Annotated in this window: 13 protein-coding genes and 1 pseudogene; 12 read left to right on the top strand and 2 right to left on the bottom strand. The window is 35.9% G+C overall.

Annotation, left to right across the window (positions count from 1 at the left end):
* Nucleotides 1-280: 280 nt before the first annotated feature.
* On the bottom strand, nt 281-1,660 hold the full coding sequence (locus C1724_RS08755; RefSeq protein ID WP_102346295.1) for a class II fumarate hydratase: 1,380 nt from the start codon (nt 1,658-1,660) through the stop codon (nt 281-283).
* Nucleotides 1,661-1,876: 216 nt separating this feature from the next.
* On the opposite strand from C1724_RS08755, the gene C1724_RS25550 reads away from it, so the two are divergent.
* The 6 genes and pseudogenes from C1724_RS25550 to C1724_RS26375 all read left to right on the top strand — a co-directional run.
* Nucleotides 1,877-2,377 carry a hypothetical protein gene (locus tag C1724_RS25550; protein ID WP_180994190.1) on the top strand — a complete coding sequence of 167 codons (501 nt, stop codon included), beginning with the start codon at nt 1,877-1,879 and terminating at the stop codon, nt 2,375-2,377.
* Between the two features lie 423 nt (nt 2,378-2,800).
* On the top strand, nt 2,801-3,991 hold the full coding sequence (locus C1724_RS08750) for a DUF2812 domain-containing protein (RefSeq protein WP_102346294.1): 1,191 nt from the start codon (nt 2,801-2,803) through the stop codon (nt 3,989-3,991).
* Nucleotides 3,992-4,182: 191 nt separating this feature from the next.
* Nucleotides 4,183-5,433 (top strand): glycosyltransferase, encoded by a 1,251-nt coding sequence (locus tag C1724_RS08745; RefSeq protein WP_102346293.1) that lies wholly within the window; start codon nt 4,183-4,185, stop codon nt 5,431-5,433.
* 235 nt (nt 5,434-5,668) lie between these two features.
* Complete coding sequence (locus C1724_RS08740; RefSeq protein ID WP_102346292.1) at nt 5,669-6,196, top strand: hypothetical protein; 528 nt, start codon at nt 5,669-5,671, stop codon at nt 6,194-6,196.
* A gap of 104 nt (nt 6,197-6,300) precedes the next feature.
* Nucleotides 6,301-6,561, top strand: coding sequence for a hypothetical protein (locus C1724_RS08735; protein ID WP_102346291.1), 261 nt, complete (start codon nt 6,301-6,303; stop codon nt 6,559-6,561).
* 1,475 nt (nt 6,562-8,036) lie between these two features.
* Nucleotides 8,037-8,108: pseudogene (locus C1724_RS26375) on the top strand (SEC-C metal-binding domain-containing protein); the annotation flags it as partial.
* Between the two features lie 364 nt (nt 8,109-8,472).
* Here C1724_RS26375 and C1724_RS08725 read toward each other — a convergent pair.
* Entirely contained in the window at nt 8,473-9,387 is a 915-nt protein-coding gene (locus C1724_RS08725) for a LysR family transcriptional regulator (protein WP_102346289.1), read from the bottom strand.
* A gap of 349 nt (nt 9,388-9,736) precedes the next feature.
* On the opposite strand from C1724_RS08725, the gene C1724_RS08720 reads away from it, so the two are divergent.
* From C1724_RS08720 to C1724_RS08695, 6 genes are all read left to right on the top strand, one after another.
* Complete coding sequence (locus C1724_RS08720) at nt 9,737-11,713, top strand: TRAP transporter permease (protein ID WP_258000321.1); 1,977 nt, start codon at nt 9,737-9,739, stop codon at nt 11,711-11,713.
* Between the two features lie 86 nt (nt 11,714-11,799).
* Entirely contained in the window at nt 11,800-12,858 is a 1,059-nt protein-coding gene (locus C1724_RS08715; protein ID WP_102346288.1) for a TAXI family TRAP transporter solute-binding subunit, read from the top strand.
* A gap of 299 nt (nt 12,859-13,157) precedes the next feature.
* Complete coding sequence (tcuA, locus tag C1724_RS08710) at nt 13,158-14,660, top strand: FAD-dependent tricarballylate dehydrogenase TcuA (RefSeq protein WP_102346287.1); 1,503 nt, start codon at nt 13,158-13,160, stop codon at nt 14,658-14,660.
* A 364-nt stretch (nt 14,661-15,024) separates the two neighbouring features.
* Nucleotides 15,025-16,461 carry an MmgE/PrpD family protein gene (locus tag C1724_RS08705; protein WP_102346286.1) on the top strand — a complete coding sequence of 479 codons (1,437 nt, stop codon included), beginning with the start codon at nt 15,025-15,027 and terminating at the stop codon, nt 16,459-16,461.
* Between the two features lie 180 nt (nt 16,462-16,641).
* Entirely contained in the window at nt 16,642-18,135 is a 1,494-nt protein-coding gene (locus tag C1724_RS08700) for an FAD-dependent oxidoreductase (RefSeq protein WP_102346285.1), read from the top strand.
* Between the two features lie 124 nt (nt 18,136-18,259).
* Complete coding sequence (locus tag C1724_RS08695) at nt 18,260-19,666, top strand: hypothetical protein (protein ID WP_102346284.1); 1,407 nt, start codon at nt 18,260-18,262, stop codon at nt 19,664-19,666.
* Nucleotides 19,667-19,822: the final 156 nt, after the last annotated feature.

Here is a 19,822-nt window from a genome sequence, read left to right as displayed (position 1 = left end):
ATAATTTCGCTTTGCTGACATACGAATCCTATTTCGATAAAAAAGAATGATTAGGCGGGCTATGCGGACATTCGGTCCTTTATTTTGCAAAAAATGCAGCAAAATACGGTATGTTGACAAGTAAAATAAGGAACACTTTGTCCGCAGTAACCTTCAAGAACCTCTTTGTTGATGAAGCAGAGTCAGATGTCCAGAGGAGTGGTAATAATTTCCTCATTTTTATCAAACACCTTTAACCATCCCTAGCAGTTCAATTAATAAACTATCAAGAAACCAATAACTATACCATCCCAGTTGGATCTATAGCTTTGATAATCTCTTCTGAAAGTAAACCCTTTTCTTGAAGTACTTGCTTAATGGTTTTATTTTCTTCGTCTGCCTTTAAGCCAATCTGTGAGGCAATATCGTACCCCATTGAACCACTTAAGCCGGTAACCAATGATAAGCTTTCTTCCATCCATTGCTTGCATTTTTCCTCATTAGCTTGAATACCACTAATACATTTTGACGTTAGCGTTTCAATTGCATTTGCAAAGATTTCAATTGAATGAAGAAAAGAGTGAGCGATCAATGGCATCATCACATTAATTTCCAATTGACCGGCCGTTGCTGCCGCAGAGATTGCTGTCTCATATCCAATTATTTGACAACATACCATATGTGTCATTTCTAAAATAGCAGGATTGACTTTTCCTGGCATGATGGTTGAACCGGGTTGAATAGAAGGTAGCGAAATTTCTGCTAAACCGGTTCTCGGTCCCGAGCTAAGTAAACGCAAATCACTCGTAATTTTAATTAGGTGAAGTGCAAGTTCTTTTAACGTTAACATACAGCGAATTGGCTCATTCATGTTTTGCATAAAAGCAAACATATTCTTTGGTTCACGAAATGGATGATTCGTACGTTTGCCAACTTCCTGAATAATCTTTGGTTTGTATTCAGTAGGTAAATTGAGCTTTGTTCCGATCGCTTGTCCGCCTAATCCGATTTCATAAAGTACATCGATATTTTTTTCAAGCTGTAGATATATAAAATGAAGTGTTTCTGCATAACCAGAAAATTCTTGCCCTAACCGAATGGGGACGCCATCGTGTAAGTGAGTCCGTCCAGATTTTAGTATTGGCATAAATTGTTCTGCTTTTTTTCGAAACTCTTTCACTAACTGTGATAAAGCGGGAAGTAATTGACTATTGAGTATTTCAACAGCAGCAATATTCAAAGCTGAAGGGAACGTATCATTTGTAGATTGCGACATATTGACGTGGTCGTTTGGATGAATACTTTGTGAACCACCTAATAGTTCTTTTGCACGATTTGCGATGACTTCATTTGCATTCATGTTTTGCGATGTACCTGCACCTGCTTGATAAACATCTACTACAAAATGTTCGTCCCATTTTCCTTCAATGACTTCTTCAGATGCGTGAATAATTGCCTTTCCAAAATCAGGGGGTAGTAATCCCAATTCTACGTTAACAGTTGCAGCGGACGCTTTAATAATTCCTTGAGCTTTTATAAAAGCTCGAGGTAATGTCATCCCACTAATTTTAAAATTTTCTATTGCACGTTGTGTTTGTGAACCATAATAGGCAGATGAAGGGACCATAATGGTACCTAAAGGGTCATTTTCGATTCGATATTCGTGATTGGAAGAATTCATTTTTCTCTCCTTTTTTAACCAAACATTTTTTTGTTATTATTTCCAAACTGAATTCAATTAAACGATTATGGGGGATTAAGCATCTAGAGAGGGTTCTAGCTGCTATTTTTATTTTATAGACACCCCCTTTTCTAAAGGAAACTTTTTTGAATCAAATGCCTAATTCACAATGTCCTAGATTGCATATTATATAAAAAATAGGAAAGGGGAAGACTAATGTTTTTCAATTACAACAAGAAAGATGAAAAAAAAGTTGAGGCAGACATTAATCTAAATAATCAAAATTCTAAGCTGAATAACGCACCTCTTCTTATGTACAATAAATACCCGGAACGATATGCTCAATACCATCAACCATTAATTGGGTATTCTGAAAAATGTAATGAAAAGGCACGACAACAGGTGACTTCATGTAGACGCCGTAGAGCAAAAGCAAAGGCTAAGGCAAGAAAGCACCACGACCACGATCAAAAGCCAAAAGATAAAGACCATAAGTCGAAGGACAAAGGCCATAAGTGCAAAGATAAAGACCAAAAGTCAAAGGACAAAGGTCGTAAGTCTAAAGATAAAGACCAAAAGTCGAAAGACAAAGGCCGTAAGTCTAAAGATAAAGACCAAAAGTCGAAAGACAAAGGTCGTAAGTCTAAAGATAAAGATCAAAAGTCGAAAGACAAAGGCCGTAAGTCTAAAGATAGATACCAAAAGTCAAAGGACTAGATCATAAATCTAAACAACATTGTTGTGGTAAATAAGATGCTTGATAGAAGTTCACTCTGTTGTGAGCTCTTTTTTGTGAACAAATGAAATATTGGAAAAGCCATTTATCATAGGAATGATAATTTGTATACTAGAATAAGGTTATTAAACTTAAATTTTATTAAGGAATTATGGGTGTTTTAGTGTATAAAAAGGTTATTCCAAGCTCACCTTTTTATTTTTGGAAACTTTTTATAAAACTAATCGTATTAGTAATTAGGGAATTATGGAGAAGGAAAACTATTCAAGATTTCGTTGCGTTTAATTGTATGACTGCGATTGAAGATGACTGACATTTTTTTTGTTTAACACTATCCCAGTGGAAAAATGTAAGAACTAATGTGGTGGTATGTGATTGGCTTATATTATAAGGAGATGAATACTATGACTAAAATTGTCCGTAAATTTCGATCCATCGATAATTGGCGGATTGGTGAGCATGAAAGTTGGTTTACAGACATGGCAGCGGAGGGTCTCCATTTAAAGAAGGTGGGAGTACATTTTGCTCATTTTATAAAAGGTGAGCCTAAAAAAATGAGATATCGAATTGATGTAACAGATCATAAGAAAATATTAACCGAACAAAAGCTAAAGTATGTTGATAGTGGTTGGGATTATGTTACCAGTTATGGTTTTTTTAATGTGTTCTCATCACCTGTTGAATCCAATTCCCCTGAATTATATAGTGATCCTGTCGAGCAATCATTTACTTTGAAGAAACTGGATAAAAAATTTGCTTGGAGTGCCACTATTAGTATTTTAATTACTATGCTAATGATCGGCCTTCTTTTTGCACTTTTATTTCTAGATGGAACACCAACCCTTGCACTAGTAGAGGGACAAGTTATTCAACAAACAGTTATTACAATTTTTGTTGGATATTCGTCATTCACTTCCCTGCAGGCAGCGTTAGCAATTCGTGCATTACGAAAATCATTATTAGAGGGAAAACCAATTAATCATAGTGCTCCATGGAAGAAACAACGAAGAGTAACCACTTTTTTTGCGATAATGGTGATTATCATTACTTTGTTAGGAACTGCACATCCTTTTATTCAGTTAGTTTTGAAAGAAACCAAGACATTACCCCTAAAGGATAACGGTTTACCTATTGTTAGATTAGCAGATGTTGAACAAAATGCAGAACTTATCCGACCACAATCTACATTTATCCGGGATGGTATTGATTGGGGAAATCGATATAGCTATGACTGGAGTTTATTAGCTCCGGTGCAGTATGTGTCAGACGAAATTGGCCATGTGCCTAATCAAATGTGGAAGGATGGTAGTGGTGAATATTTACCAACTATTACGACGAGAATATATCAATTAAGATATACATTTTTATCTGAAAATGTGGTTAATGATTTAATAAAAAGATATAGTCTAGCCTATCAAGGTGGAGAGATTAATGTAATTAAAGATAGCGATTTTGATATATTAATGATTTATACAGTTGATAACTTTAAAGAAGTGTTTGCAGCAAAGGGTAAACAAATCATGTACATAAGATATCATGGCCATGCAGATCTAGATTCATTACTAGTAAGCGTGGAAGAGAAAATGAAGAATTAGGCAATTTAAAGCATGGGGAGGTTGAACTGATTGATGATCTCAGAAAATGGAATTTTTTTACATATAGGATAGTTTTTTTTCTTTGTTCAAAGGGAGAGGTGGATTGAACCAGTTAAATCTATAATTCAGGATGCTATGGGAGAACTGTCACTGGGTTATCAAAGGTAATAACCAAAAGTTGGAGGCAAGTGATGAAAATAAAGATTCTTACTGTTGGTACAAGAGGAGATGTTCAACCATTTGTTGCACTGGGGAAAGGACTTGTAAAACGCGGGTATAAAGTAACGATATGTACGGGTGAAAATTTTAAGGCTTTTGTTGAAAGTAATGGCTTAAATTTTGCAGCAGTAAGAGTAGACATTCTCAAATTAACCCATTCAGAAGAAGGTAAAAAAATGATGAGCGGGAATCCGTTTCATATCCTTAAAAATCTGAAGACGATAATCTTTCCAATGATGGAACGGATGTTAGAGGATTTCTGGTTGGTCGCCAAAGATGCGGATGTGTTGATTTATCATCCAAAAGCCTTTGGTGGTTATGATATTGCTGAAAAGTTAGAAATACCCGTATTTGTAGCGCATCCCGTTCCAGTGATTGCCCGCACGGCCTTATTTACCAATCCAGTAATGCCATTTTCTTTTAAAATTGATTGGATCAATAAAATGAGCTTTAAGGTTAATCGGTTGTTAATGGTTAGTTTCTTTAAAATGATCAATAGGTGGAGAAAGGAAACATTGGGGTTAGCAAGTAAGCGTTCGGTATTAACAGATGACTTATGTTTAAAAGGGAAACCCATTCCGATTCTTTATGGGTGTAGTCCACAAGTGATTCCTTATGATGAAAGCTGGAATGAAAATGTATCAATGTCCGGTTTTTGGTTTTTGGAAGAAGAAAATTGGGAACCACCTATTGAACTCCTACAATTTATTGAACAAGGTCCGCCTCCAATTGCAGTCACATTTAGTAGTATGCCTTTGAAAAATCCGCGTCAAATTATAGAAATGCTAGAAGAATCACTGAGATTGACGGGACAACGCGGCGTACTTATTACTGGGTGGAGCGGTCTAAACATCGAAAATGCTAAGCCACACATTTTTACAATTAACACCATTCCTCATTCATGGTTATTTCCTAAAACAGTTGGAGTGATTCATCATGGAGGAGCTGGTACGACGGCTTCTGTCTTAAAAGCTGGGAAACCAATGCTAATTTGTCCTTTCTCCGCAGACCAGCCTTTTTGGGCGAATCGAATGCAGGAGCTCGGTTTGGCACCGACACCACTTAAAGAGAAGGATATGTCCGTTGAAACGTTTACAAGAAAAATTGAAGAATTGCTTGTAAATGATACATTAACTAAAAATTGTACTGATATTTCAACTAAAATTAACAGCGAAGATGGCATAGAAGATACAATTAAGTTTATTGAAAAGAACATTTCGTAAGTGAACTATCTAGCAATCAAATGGGGATTTCTCCGATAGTTCTTCTTACTTTATAGAGTTAACCAGGAGGAGGCTGAGTGAAAAGTTTTAATAGATTATTGTTGCCTACTATTTGTTTAATAATGGTATGATTTGCCTAGTCTAACAACTAATTTATTTGATAAAAAATCATTCAAGGTTGACACAAGTAGGGTAGTGGGGCTAATAAATTAGAATTAAAAGGTGGTTAATCACGATGACTCTTTATCATTATATTGGAGCCGACTATCCTTTAACCATGGGGACCTTTGGCGAGAGCTATGCATTAAAAAAACTTTCGGAAGTCTCAAAACCAGATAACCCGTCAGATCTTCGAAACATACTGGATTTATCACATTTGGATAACGAAGGGGTGAAAGTATTTGAAACAGAATTAGATTTTGCACATGTAGCTATAACAGAATTGAGGGATCCAGTGTTAAAAGATCTTTTACCGATAAACAAAAATTACATTTACGAACTTGGAGGTTCTTTTCATCTTATTCAAGCTGATAAAATCGGCAATTTTTCTTTTTATCAGAAAAATGAAAAATGTGTAAAAGAGTTATTACTATATTTAAAACGGGAACTAAAGGATGGAGAGTCGATAGAAATATATTCATGTTGGGATAGTGAAGAGGAGCTGCCTAAAGCTAAAGAGGATTCTATAAACTTGTCAAGCTATCAATTACAAGAATCATTTGAATTAAATGAGAGACTCTTAGTTAGGATTATGAAAGAATAAAAAAAATGTTGTTATGTGAACCCTGTTAAGTAATTGTTCTAAATAATAAAGAACAGTATTGTATAAAAGTGTTAGTTATAAAAAAAATTAGGAAGGTGGAAGAATTGCAAATTATAGCTGGAAATAAAAATGAAAACTTGATAATCGAAAAAGATGCTTTAGTAATTGGAAACGTAAAAGGTGATATTAAAGTTTTAAGCGGTGCAAAACTCCATCTTAAAGCTGTACTAAAAGGGAACCTCTATCTTAAAAAAGATTCAATTGTATCTATACAAAATTTTGTTCTTGGAAATATCTATGATTGCGGTGCATCTATTGAATTTGTTAACGGCGAGGTAAAAGGAGAAATTATCGTAAATAATTAATAGTCCTTTAATAACTTGAAGAGAACTAAAATATCTTACGAGTGATTCATGTAGATTTTAGTAGGTTAGGGGAATTGAGTATGTCTTTAATACAGCACAAACGTTTTATACGACTTTTGACGATGTTGGTGGTTGCAATATCCATTATATCTTCAGCTCTATTCATATCGGTTGGATATTTTTAATACAAAAGAGATTCATCTATTAACCTCACAGTGCTATGAGGTAGATGGGGAAGTCAGATTAGAAATACATAACAACCTAACTAGTAGCTATTCTTTTGAGTGTGAAAAATAAGGTAATTTTTATATAAGGATAGAAATTTTGGGGAAAATGTTAAGATAACATAACTAATATATTGTCGTACTGATTTGAAAATGAAGGGACTAATAACTATGACATTTCTACAAAAAATTGAACCCCATTTAACAAGCCATGATATTTTAATACAGGAAACTGTTCTTCATGCATTACATGACTTTCCAAATGTTCCTGAGGAATGGACGTATATATTACTGAAAGAAGCGTTTGAAAATAAGGAAAAGCAAACCTCTATTTTAATTTATATTGAAAATCAAACGCTGAATGAAAAGGCTGTCAACATTTTGATAGAAAATATCCCTAAGATGGACCAATCCAAGGTTCATTTGGCACTGAGATTGGTGAACCAAATTGAACCAAATCTTGCACTAAAATATAAAAAACCTCTAATTAAATATATTAAAAAAGATCTATTGTCAATTTTTGAACTAACTGTAGATGGAACAGAGGAAGAGGTTTATACAGAATATGGAAAAGTTTTAAATGAACTAGAAGAATCGGACTCCTTTCAGTTTGACTTATATATAAAAGCGAAAAAACTAGCTGCATGTATTGTGAAAAACGGCTGGATAACGGAAAACGAAATTGACATGATACTTGAAGAGGAGTTAAAGGAACAATGGATTTCATTTAATGGAATTTTGCACGTTTATATGATTGGACTATTAAATTTAGAGAAGTATATACCATTATTAGCTCCGTTGTTAGTCCGTGATGATGATGTTCTGTTAGAAGAAGTTGCAGTTGTGTTAATTCGGTTCCAATCCGACCAGGTTGTAAATGAGGTAGCACCTTATTTGAACAAAGCGGAGTCTGTTATATTTGCAAGTTCAATTATTGAAAATATTAAATCCGATTATGCAGTTCAGGTTTTAAGAGAAGCCTACCGAAATGCGGAAGAATTGGATGCACAAGAAATACTTATTGAAGCGCTTTGTCATCAGTTATCTAAAGAAGCACTTCCTGAAATTAATGCACATATGGAAAAAGAGGCTGCATCAGGACTTGTTGATGTTGAGCACATAGCTTATAGTTACCATTCCATTTTAGGCCTAGACCATCCGGATTTGGAGTGGTGGCGAAAAGAAGTTCTAAACCGAGAAAATGACTTTAGTGAGCAAGTGGATGTGTTTGCAAATAAATCAATTCAAATGGAAAAAGTGGGGAGAAATGACCCTTGTCCATGCGGTAGTGGCAAAAAATATAAAAAGTGCTGCCTTCATTAGTTAATGAAGGGACACTACTGTGAACAAACCACTTCATAAGGCAGATGAAGAGGAAACAGAGATAAAAAGAGCAGACGAAATCTCTTCATAAGGCAGATGAAGAGGAAAAAAGTGATAAAAAGGGCAGACGAAATCTCTTCATAAATATCTTATCTTTGCAGAAATAATGACGCTGCTCTAATAGAATTAAGTTTCATTTAGTAGTGCTTGCCGTTTATATATTAATGTAAGGGGGCTGGCACTTTTATTCCTCCTTACCATACCCATTAAAAATTAGAGCGAATAAAGGGGACATAAACTATATAGTTAAAGTGCCCCCACTTTCTACTGATTATATATCAATATAGTAATTATGTATCTATCTTTATAGCTCCTTAATCCCTTCACTAGGATCTGATTTAAATTTAAAGTTTGTAACCATTTCTTGAAATGCTCTAGATGGAAATGAGCTACTTGTATTGGGAACAGCAAGGCCAGTAGCTACTTGAATTGGTGATTTCAAATTAATAATTGTTGTTCTTGAATTTGATATCGAATTTGCTAGTTGACCTGTAAAAAGAGTTATTCCGAATCCTCCGCCGATAAGCTCTATTATGGTTTCTATTTGGTTGCCTGAGAAGATAAAGGAAGGTTCAAAACCCGCTTTCTGAAAGGATTGAGAAATGATATGGTGATTTACACTAGATTTCAATACTAAAAATGTTTCTGCAGATAATTCAGTTATATCTATATACTTCCGAGCTGCAAAATGATGATCTTTAGGTAGTACAACCACTAAATCATCGTAAATCATAGGATAGAATTTGAACTCCAACTCTGAATTTTCACAATAGGGGGTTGAAATAAATGCAACATCAATTTCAGATGAATGGAGTTTCTTTAATAAAGCATAACTGCTTCCTTCATATAACTCAATATTTATACCAGGATATTTATTTCTGAAATCAGACAATAGCTCTGAAAGTCCAAAGTAAATTACTGATTTAATCACTCCAATTCGTAAATTCCCCTTGTTCAGCTGAGTATATTCTGTCATTGCATTTTTAGCACCTTCAATCTCATTAAAGATTCTTTTCGCATATAAAAGAAATTCCTCACCTGCTTGTGTTAATTTAACAGAACGAGTACTTCGCGTAAAAAGAGATACTCCAAGCTCATCTTCTAGCTTTTTTATTTGTTGTGATAAGTTAGCTTGTGAAACTAAAGATTCTTCTGCTGCTAAAGAGAATTTAAGATGCTTTGACAAGGCTATCATGTATTCGAGTTGATGAAGTTCCATATGGGTTACCTCCAAGAATGATTAATAAGTATGATTTATAAGTTTGACTTAATAATAGTATAATCAATAGAGATTGAAAAATTCAAATTTTTCTATAAAATTAGATTTAGTAGAATATTCTGAAAAAGGAGGTTGATTATGTACTAATATCACAAATTAAAAGTGTAGCTGCTTTTTTATTGTGAGTATCTCCCTGTAAATTATTAAATTCTATGTTTAGGAGGTTGTATCTAATTGAAAACAAAGTTTTTGAATAGAGAGGACCTAAGACGGTTTGCTTTAATTTGATATAAGTTAAATACTAATTAAGAATTCTTTTACTGAAATTAATGAAAAGGTGGTGTTTAGTTTGAGCAACAAACACAGCTCAGTGCAAGATGAAAGAATTGCGAATAGTATTGACGAGATTGGGGATGTCCATGCTAAGTTTAGAGACTATATTGGTCCAATGGCTAAAATTATATTAATAATTTCTGTTATTTGGGCTTTGTTTCAAATGTATGTAAATACTATTGGCGTAATGATGGTTATTGAATCTAGAGCATGGTATTTTGGATTTCTTTTAATCATGATTTTTCTGTTGATTCCAGCAAGAAAGAATAGCAGAACACAAAGTAAATTACCAACTATTTGGGATTGGATATGTATTGTAGCAACGATCGTTTCGGTTGGTTACCTGCTATTGAACTATAACACTTATATTCTAGAACGAGGAGGACAACATATTCCTCTAGATTATTGGATGGGTGGACTTGGAATTTTAGTAGCTTTTGAAGCATCTAGACGGGCTGCAGGAAATACTCTAACCATCATAGCTTTATCTTTCTTGCTATATACCTTATTTGGTCAATATCTCCCTGGAATATTTAATCATGGAGGCTTCTCTCTTAATCGCATCGTGGACGTAATGTATTGGGGTGTTGAAGGGGTCTTTGGTGTTGTCATAGGAGTTGCTAGCACTTATGTCTTTCTATTTGTGCTGTTTGGTGCTTTTATGAAGAAGTGTGGCTTTATAGATTTTTTAAATGATATTTCACTTGTTGTTGCTGGTCGATCTTATGGAGGTCCTGCGAAAGTAGCTGTTTTTTCCAGTGGACTAATGGGTACGATCAATGGAAGTGGCGCGGCTAATGTTGTTACAACAGGTACCATGACGATTCCATTAATGAACAAAGTAGGATTCAAAAAGAGTTTTGCCGGTGGAGTTGAAGCTGTTGCTAGTACGGGTGGACTTATTGCACCGCCAGTGATGGGGGCTGCAGCATTTGTAATGGCTGAGTATTTGAGTATACCATACCGTGATGTCATGATTGCTGCTATAATACCTGCTCTATTGTATTACATGATGTGTTTCCTTTCTGTTCATTTTGAAGCGAAGAAGTTAGGTATTGCAGGTTTACCTAAGGAACAGATACCTAATTTATGGAAAGTGCTGAAAAGCGGTGGACATCTGGCCATTCCAATGCTGCTTATGATTATTTTACTTATAGCAGGCATGACGCCAATATTTGTAGCAACAATCGCATTAATTTCAACAGTTATTGTGAGTTGGTTTAAAAAAGAAACACGAATGGGATTTAAGGAGATAATTGAAGCCATTGAAGATGGGGTAAAAGGCTCTTTAGTTATCGGTGCAGCCTGTACTATTGTAGGTGTAATTGTCGGTACGGTCTCCCTAACAGGAGTAGGATTGACGCTTGGGAACAATATTGTAGGGTTGGTAGGAGACAATTTACTTCTTATTGCGATCGTAACGATGTTAGTTAGTATTGTACTTGGTATGGGAGTTCCTGTAACGGCATCTTATATTATTACAGTAACAATTGCAGCACCACTCTTAGTTGACCAAGGCGTTCCGGTATTAACAGCGCATATGTTTGCTTTCTTTTTTGCCGCGTTGTCAGATATAACGCCTCCAGTAGCTATGGCTGTTTTAGCGGCTGCAGGAATTGCACGTGAGCGATTTGTAGCGGTTGCAGCGCAAGCTTGCCGTATTGGTGCTATCGGTTTTATGCTGCCGTTTATGTTTTTATATAATCCAGCACTACTAATGAAAACTGACACTGTTATTGAAAGCGTTTTATTCTTGTGCTTTTCAATGGTTTCAGTTATTGCCCTGTCAGCGGCATTTGCAAATTGGTTTGTAGTAAAACCTAAGGTAGTAGAGCGTATTCTGTTGTTTGGTATAGGTATTTTTATGATTATACCATATGCAAACTATTATTTTTATTTAGTTGGTACTGTCATTTTGATCATCATCTTTATTAGGCAAAAAAGGCTTGTTCATTTAGAGGCTGTTCCGAACTCGGATGTTAATCTGGGTTAAATATAACTAGTAAAAAAGCAGTTCGGAATGTGTAACTACTACACAGTTTTCTATCACAAAAAACTTTATAAAAGGGAGGAAATTTTTTGAAACGTTTATCATTTCTTATGTTATTGATTCTAGTGATGGGGTTCGTTTTATTTGGATGTGGAGGGAATTCAACAGAAACGTCTGGAAATAGTGCAACTGAAACATCAGGGGAGACTAAAACGGAAACAACAGAAGAGGCTGCTGCGGATGCTACCGGTGGCGTATCCAATGTTCGAATAGGTACTGCAACTACTTCAGGCTTTTACTATCCTCTAGGTGGGGCATTAGCTCAGACTTGGACTAATCACGATTTTGGGAATACAATCCGTTTCTCAGCACAGGCAACTGATGGCGGTGTACAAAATGTTAATTTAATGATAGACGGCGAAATTGAAATGGGTATGACAAATCTCAATGTATTGCAGGCAGCTTATGATGGAAAAGAGGCTTTTGAAGGCAGGGCATACCAAGATGTTCGAATTATGTCCACGCTCTTCCCTTCCGCTATTCAAATCGTAGCAAGAGAGGGTAGTGAAATTGATTCAATAGCTGATATTAAAGGGAAGAAAATGGTTCCTGGAGCGCCTGGAAGTACAACTCAATATGCAATTAAGGATTTATTTGAAACATATGGTATGGATCTAGATAAGGATGTCGAGGCACAGTATGTTGGGTATACACAAGCAGTTGAATTTATGCGTAATAAGCAAACTGATTCGTTTTCTGTTTTGTCTAGTATTCCAGTAGCTGCTATTAGTGAGGCAACATTGACTGCTGATGCAAAGCTTCTTGCTATAGAAGAAGAAAATTTACAAAAATATATAGAAAAAGATAGTACATTTTACAAAGAAATTATTCCAGCAGGTTCCTATGAAGGTCAAGATACGGATATTGTAACACTTGCACAACCAAATGTACTATTTATTCCAAAGGATTTACCAGATGAATTAGTTTATGAAATGACGAAATCAATGTGGGAAGGAATCGATAAGATGAGAGAAAGCTTCCCGCAATTAAATACGATGAAGGTAGAAAATGCTGCATCTAATATTGGAACCATTCCTTTACATCCAGGTGCAGAACAATATTATAAAGAAATTGGTTTAATTAAATAACTAATATAGTTGTTTAATAAGAAATGTTCTTTAATCTGCTGGTCATGATAAAACGACTAGTTAGCAAGAGATAGAGGTTGTTTTCAATAATCATTACATTCCTTAGTAGCAATGAAAAAATCTTATAACTAAAAAAGTCAGAATATAGCGTATATTCTGATCAGCAGATAAATTATTACTTAATATTTTAAAAGGTTAAACGAGATTTGAAAAGATAAATTAGAAGTTCCTATCGGAAATAAATGTCTGTCATACAGTTTGGCAGATTAATTTTAAAAGAGATATTTGGAGGTATTTTGATGGAAAAAGTTCAATTAGAAACGGATATCATTATTGTAGGGGCAGGAAACGCTGCTTTATGTGCTGCACTAGCTGCAAGAGAACAGGGTGTTCATGTAACAGTACTAGAAAAGGCTCCTAAAAAAGAACGGGGTGGAAATAGTGCATACACCGCTGGCTCAATTCTTTTTCCTTTTAACGGGATTGAGGATATTAAGGACATAGTTACAGATTTATCTGAAGAAGAGATTGCAAATACTGATTTTGGTAGTTATTCAGAAGAACAATATTTTAATGATGTGGCTAGGGTAACGGAATATAGAGCAGATCCTGATCTCGTGGACACATTAGTTAGTAATAGCTTAAGTGTAATGAAGTGGATGCGTTCTAAAAAAATACGCTTTATTCCGATCTACGGACGACAAGCATACAAAGTAGATGGGAAGTTTAAATTTTCCGGCGGCTTAGTTGTAGAAGCAGCAGGTGGTGGACTGGGCCTAATCAATTCCCAGATTGAAGCAGCAGAACGAGAAGGAATTACTATTATTTACGACGCCCATGTAAAAGAATTGATTCATGATGACGAAGGCGTACATGGAGTTATCGCAAAGGTGAAAGGAAAAACCACTGAAATTAAAGCTAAGGCAGTAGTGCTAGCTAATGGTGGTTTCCAAGCTAATGCCGAGATGCGAACAAGATATTTAGGGCCAGGATGGGATTTAGCAAAAATAAGGGGTACGAGGTATAACACAGGTGACGGTATTAACATGGCGCTGAAAGCTGGCGCAATGCCGTTCGGACATTGGTCTGGTTGTCATGCAGTAGGCTGGGATCGAAATGCTCCTGAATTTGGTGATTTATCCTTGAATGCTTTTCAAAAATATGGTTTCCCGTACGGCATTATGGTTAATGCAAATGGAGAGCGCTTTACGGATGAAGGTAAAGATTTTAAATCTTTTACGTATTCCACTCACGGACGGTTAATTTTAAATCAACCAGGGTATTTTGCATGGCAAATATTTGATAGTAAAGTTACACATCTATTAAAAGATGAATATCGCATCAAACAAGTGACAAAGGTGACAGCCAATACATTGGAAGAGTTAGCGCAAAAACTTGATGGTGTTGATCCAGAAGGATTCCTAAGAAATATTAAAGAATACAATCAAGCCGTTAAAACGGACGTTCCTTTTAACCCTAACATTAAAGATGGACGCGGTACAGAAGGTTTGGCTATTCCAAAATCAAACTGGGCTAACACGATTGATGAAGGTCCTTTTGAAGCCTATGCGGTCACTTGTGGACTTACCTTTACATTTGGAGGTATAAAAATTAATCCAAAAGCAGAAGTTCAGGACACGTCAGAACTTTCTATTCCTGGCTTATATGCAGCAGGTGAATTAGTAGGGGGTATATGGTACTTTAGCTATGTTGGTGGAGCAGGTTTAATGTCAGGCTCAGTCTTTGGAAAGATTGCTGGAGAAAATGCAGCTAAATTTGTTCAGTCCATGCAATTGGCATAATCAAAATTTTAATTTAGAATATCTCGCTAGTATAGAAAATCGAAAGATTTAGTCCAAAGTATCACTTTGACAGGAGGCTGGGACATAACTAATTTATTTAACTCAAAAGACGAACAATTCACAAACTTAGCGGAGGAAATATACGCAGACTCCTACGGGAGGAAAGGCCTAGATGAGACCCCACAGTGCGTCAGCACTTGGGGGCTTATCAGCCGCCCGTGGTATCCCGCGAAGTATATTTCCGGAACGGTAGTTCGGACTTTTCTTTTGATAGAACTCTTTTGTCCCAGCCACAATCTTTGATTCTTGTGAAAATGAATAAGATTTTTTAGCGATACTAGATTTTATAAAGGAGTGTGTGGGGATGGAATACAGAGAATTAGAGGAAGATGTCGTTCAGGACTTAGTTTCTTTTGTTCAAGAAACTACATATGAAAATATTCCAACTTCTACTATTAATTATGTAAAACGATTGATGCTTGATACATTAGGGGCAATCCTTTGTGGGAGTGAGGCAGAGGGTTGTACTGAATTGACTAGACTTATAACAGGCTGGGGAGGAACTCCGGAGGCAACGATTATAGGATCTGGACAAAAAGTGCCTGCATTAAATGCTGCATTGGTGAATGCAACGATGGCACGTGCAATGGAAGTGGATGACGTCCATGAAAGTGCATTACTACATGGAACAGCAACCATAGTTCCTGCTGCTTTAGCAACTTCGGAACAAATAGGTGGTTGTAATGGGAAACGGTTCTTAGAAGCAGTTACTATTGGCATAGAGGTAGCAGCTAGAATGAGCTTGGCTACTAGAGTACCACCAAAGAGTGACAAAGATCCTTACCGCGGAATGTCGACTACGTATCAATGTGGTACATTTGGTGCAGCAATGACGGCAGCGAAATTGTTACAGTTAGATCGTGATCAAATGCTTAATGCTATGGGGTTAGCTTTTGGGCAAGCTGCTGGAACGCAACAAGGATTATTAGAAGGGGCTTTATCAGTCCGAGTTCAACAGGGTATAACCGCTAAGAACGGTATTTTATCAGCTCAAATGGCAGAATTGAATATTACAGGACCAAGAAACTGCCTAGAAGGTAAGTTTGGGTACTACAATTCATTTTATAATGGCAATTATGACCGTGACATTATGGCTAGCAATTTAGGAAAAGATTGGGAAGTAGAAAAGATCAGTATTAAACCATATCCTACCTGCAAATTCACTCATACTACTTTAGGTGCGGCCCTAGAGATTGCACAACACGAACAAATCGATCTTACACAAATAGAAAAGATTGTCCTTAATATGAGTAATAGAATTTATTATGGTGTCGTCTGTCAACCATTGGAACAAAAAAGAAAACCAGTTGGCGAAAGAGGAGTAGTCGATGCACAATTTGCCTTACCATATTTGGTTGCAGCAGCACTTGTCAAGAAAAAGATCACCTTTGCAGAATTAAATGAAGAAACAAGACATGATGAAGTTATTCTTGAATTAGCTCAAAAAGTAATTCCCGTTTTAGATCCAGATGTTGAACAAAAAGAACATATCTTACCAACTCCTGGGAATGTAGAAGTTCATCTGAAAAATGGTCAAGTATTACAAAAAGAAGTGAAGTATGTAAAAGGTCATTATTTAAATCCACTAACGGATTCAGACTTAATCAGTAAGTTCTATGACTGTTCAAGTTTCCCAGTCAATGCAATTACTAATGCAAACCAAACTAGAATTGTAGAAACAGTGTTGGATTTGGAATCTATGAAGGATGTCTGTCAATTAATACCCTTCATGACGAGATAAACCAACTTTTCAACGAAAATTACGCCATGTCAAAGTTTGAGCAAATTAGAAGGTAACAAGATTACTATAAACAGGGCGCTTGCGCCTTTTCTTCAACTAATAAGCTGTCATTCATCTTTATATTGTTGGTCAAATATATGATGGTTTTCTAATATAAATTGTGAAAAGGTGGGGTGTTGAGTGGAATCCATTAAAGATCAAAACACGCTACATTACGATGTAATTGTAGTGGGAGCAGGTGGTGCAGGGTTGACAGCGGCCTTAACTGCTGCACAATCCGGCGCAAAAACTGCAGTCTTAGAAAAAAATCCGGAGGTTGGAGGAACAACACGGATGGCGATTGGCTCGCTAACAGCTGCTGGTACTTCCATACAAAAACGTGATGGCATAAAGGATAGTATTGAACATTTTAAAGAGGATATGAAGAAATTTATTGGACCTCTTCATGAGAGAGATAATGAAGAATTAAGAGATATTATTGCGGATGAGGCAGCAAATACGGTTGAATGGATGAAAAAACTTGGTGTTTCTTTCGTGGGTCCATTTGGGGAACCACCTAATCGCGTTCCAAGGATGCATAATGGTGTACCAACAGCCCGTGTTTATATTACAGCCCTACATAAACATGCTAAAAATGCTGGTGTGGATATTCTAGTAAACACTCGAGTTATAAAATTGCTAAAAAATGAAACTGGAGCTATAGAAGGTGTAATAGTCCAAAAGGATGGTTCAGAATTGACCATTCATGCTAAACGAGGGGTCATACTATCAACTGGTGATTATTCAAATAGCCCAGAGTTAAAAGCGAAATATATGCGTCCTGAGGCAGCAGAAGTGGAGGGAATAAATTTAGCAAGCACGGGTGATGGGCATAAAATGGGAGTAGAAGTTGGCGGTGAATTGAAAAACATGGATGTAGCATTCGGTCCACAGCTGAGACTTTTACCACCTCCGAAACCGCCGTTATTGGATCGTTTACCTTCTAATTTATTATTAAATCGAGTATTAGCCAATCTTCAGAGGTACTCACCACCTGTCATATTAAGTTATTTAGCAAAGCAAATGCTTACAGTAAGAACATCACCTTCGCCAAAACTTTTTGAGCAGGGTGCGATATTGGTGAATTCTGAAGGGAATAGATTTACCAATGAAATTGTGAAACCTGAATATGATGTAGCAAAACAGTCAAATGGCAATGCTTATATCATATTGGATGAAAGAATTGCTCAGAAATTTTCATCTGGAGAGTATTTTATTTCAACTGCACCTGGTATTGCGTATGCCTATTGGAAGGATTATGAAAAATCACGGCCAGATCTAATATCTTCAGGAAAAACGTTAACGGAGCTGGCGACGTCATTGGGCATACCTATTCATAACTTAGACAAGGCAGTCAATCAATATAATAATAGTGCTGATGCAGCGATTAGAGGTACACTTAAACCACCATTTTATTCCTTAGGCCCTGTTAACGCTGCATTTACTTCAATGGAAGGTGGACTTAATATAAACCGGCACTGTCAGGTATTAAATAAAGATCAGATACCAATTAATGGCCTTTATGCAGCTGGGAGTGTTGGCTCAGGTGGTTTAATTTTAGCTGGCCATGGACTCCACATCATGTGGGCATTGATTTCTGGTCGTATTGCAGGAGAACATATCACTAAAGAATAGTTTTAAATGGATTCCAGATCTATTCATGAACACTCAGATATTTTGATCGTAAAACTCCATCAATTAATGGATTTTTGTGGATCGACATGATGAATGATGATTAATAACAAGTTGGTGATCCTCATTGCTAAAGGTTATGTTTATTACGGCCATCTTTGTATACATTGTGTCAAACTTTTTTGACCATGATGTGCTAAGATGGTTGCTCTCTTTATTAACAATCAGTATTTTACTATTTACGTTTTTTAGGATGAAAGGCTTTTTAAAGATACTTGGAAGTAGTTTCTTAATTTTAGGGTGTTTTTTCCTAATACTTAATGAAGTAGAATGGGATAATTATATTTTATCATTTGGCAGAATGTTAAACTTGGTTACGATTGTAGCGCTTTTGCCTATTCTTGCATTGCCAATTAAGCTTGGTAATTATAAACAATCAATCAAGACAATTCTTACAAATAAAATGAGAAAGTCCTTGCATTTTTATTTTTTAACATCAGGATTATCGTACTTACTTAGTAGTTTCATAAATATTGCAACAATACCGTTAATGTACTATTCGATGCGTCCCTCAGCCGATCTTTTTCCAATTAAAGAAAAGGATCGTTTTTTAAGTCGAGCTATATTACAGGGATATGGTATGGCAGCACTATGGGCGCCTGTCACACCGATCGTCGGGATCGTTATCGAGATGACGGGCGTAAGTTGGTATTCATTGTTACCAATATTTATTCCTTTAAGTATTTTGGGATTATCATTTGCGTGGTTAAATGGTGTGATAATAAATGCAAAACGTCAAAAAGACATCGATTTCCCTACAGATATGGAATGGGAAAAAGTAAGGGCGGAAATGATGAATTCTACTATAGGGGATGAATCAATTGAACGCTCAGGAAAACTAGTGCATATTGTTATTGCTATTTTGTTATTTAATGTATTAGTAATGATGCTCGAGCAAACAATGAATATTGGCTTTCTTTTATTAATTTCACTTATAGTTATTCCATTTTCGTTTATATGGTCTCTTTTATTAGGAAAAACAGAGCACTTTTTTGAAGGAATTAAAGACCATTTCACAAATCAATTGTTAAATATGAAAGACCAATTTTTTGTGTTTTTAGCTGCAGGTTTTTTCATTTCATCTCTATATGTTACAGGAGCAGATCAAACTTTTAATGTTTGGATCTTATCAATTAAAGAGCTAGTGGGTAATCATTTGTTTATCACACTTATTCCGCTTATTCCGTTTACATTGACTTTTATTGGAATGCATCCGCTTATCGTGCTAGCTCTCGTAGCTGGGGTCCTGGATGCGGATGTACTGAAGATTGCTCCTGAGATATTAGCGTTAGCTATGCTTGGAGGTGCCGTAGCTTCCTTCATAATGGGACCTTTTAATGCAGCTATTGGTCTTATGTCAAACAATATAAAAGAACATCCCTTTCGTATTTCACGTTGGAATCTAGAATTTACGATCGTATATTTATTGATGATTATGAGTTCGGTGTATGTTTTTCAACTGTTAAACTTGTGAATGACACGGGACGGTTTTCGTACTTCCAGCAATGAGCTTTTGGAGGTATATGAACCGTTCCGACGTTTTTTTTATGGCTTGAATGGTTGTGATATGAAGTGTTATTTAAACGTATGGTTCATCATTACAACTGACAAATTATTTTACTGTAGAATC

Origin of the sequence: Bacillus sp. Marseille-P3661, assembly GCF_900240995.1 — a bacterium.
Taxonomy (GTDB): Bacteria; Bacillota; Bacilli; order Bacillales; family Bacillaceae_J; genus OESV01.
This window is presented reverse-complemented; position numbering and strand designations above follow the sequence as displayed.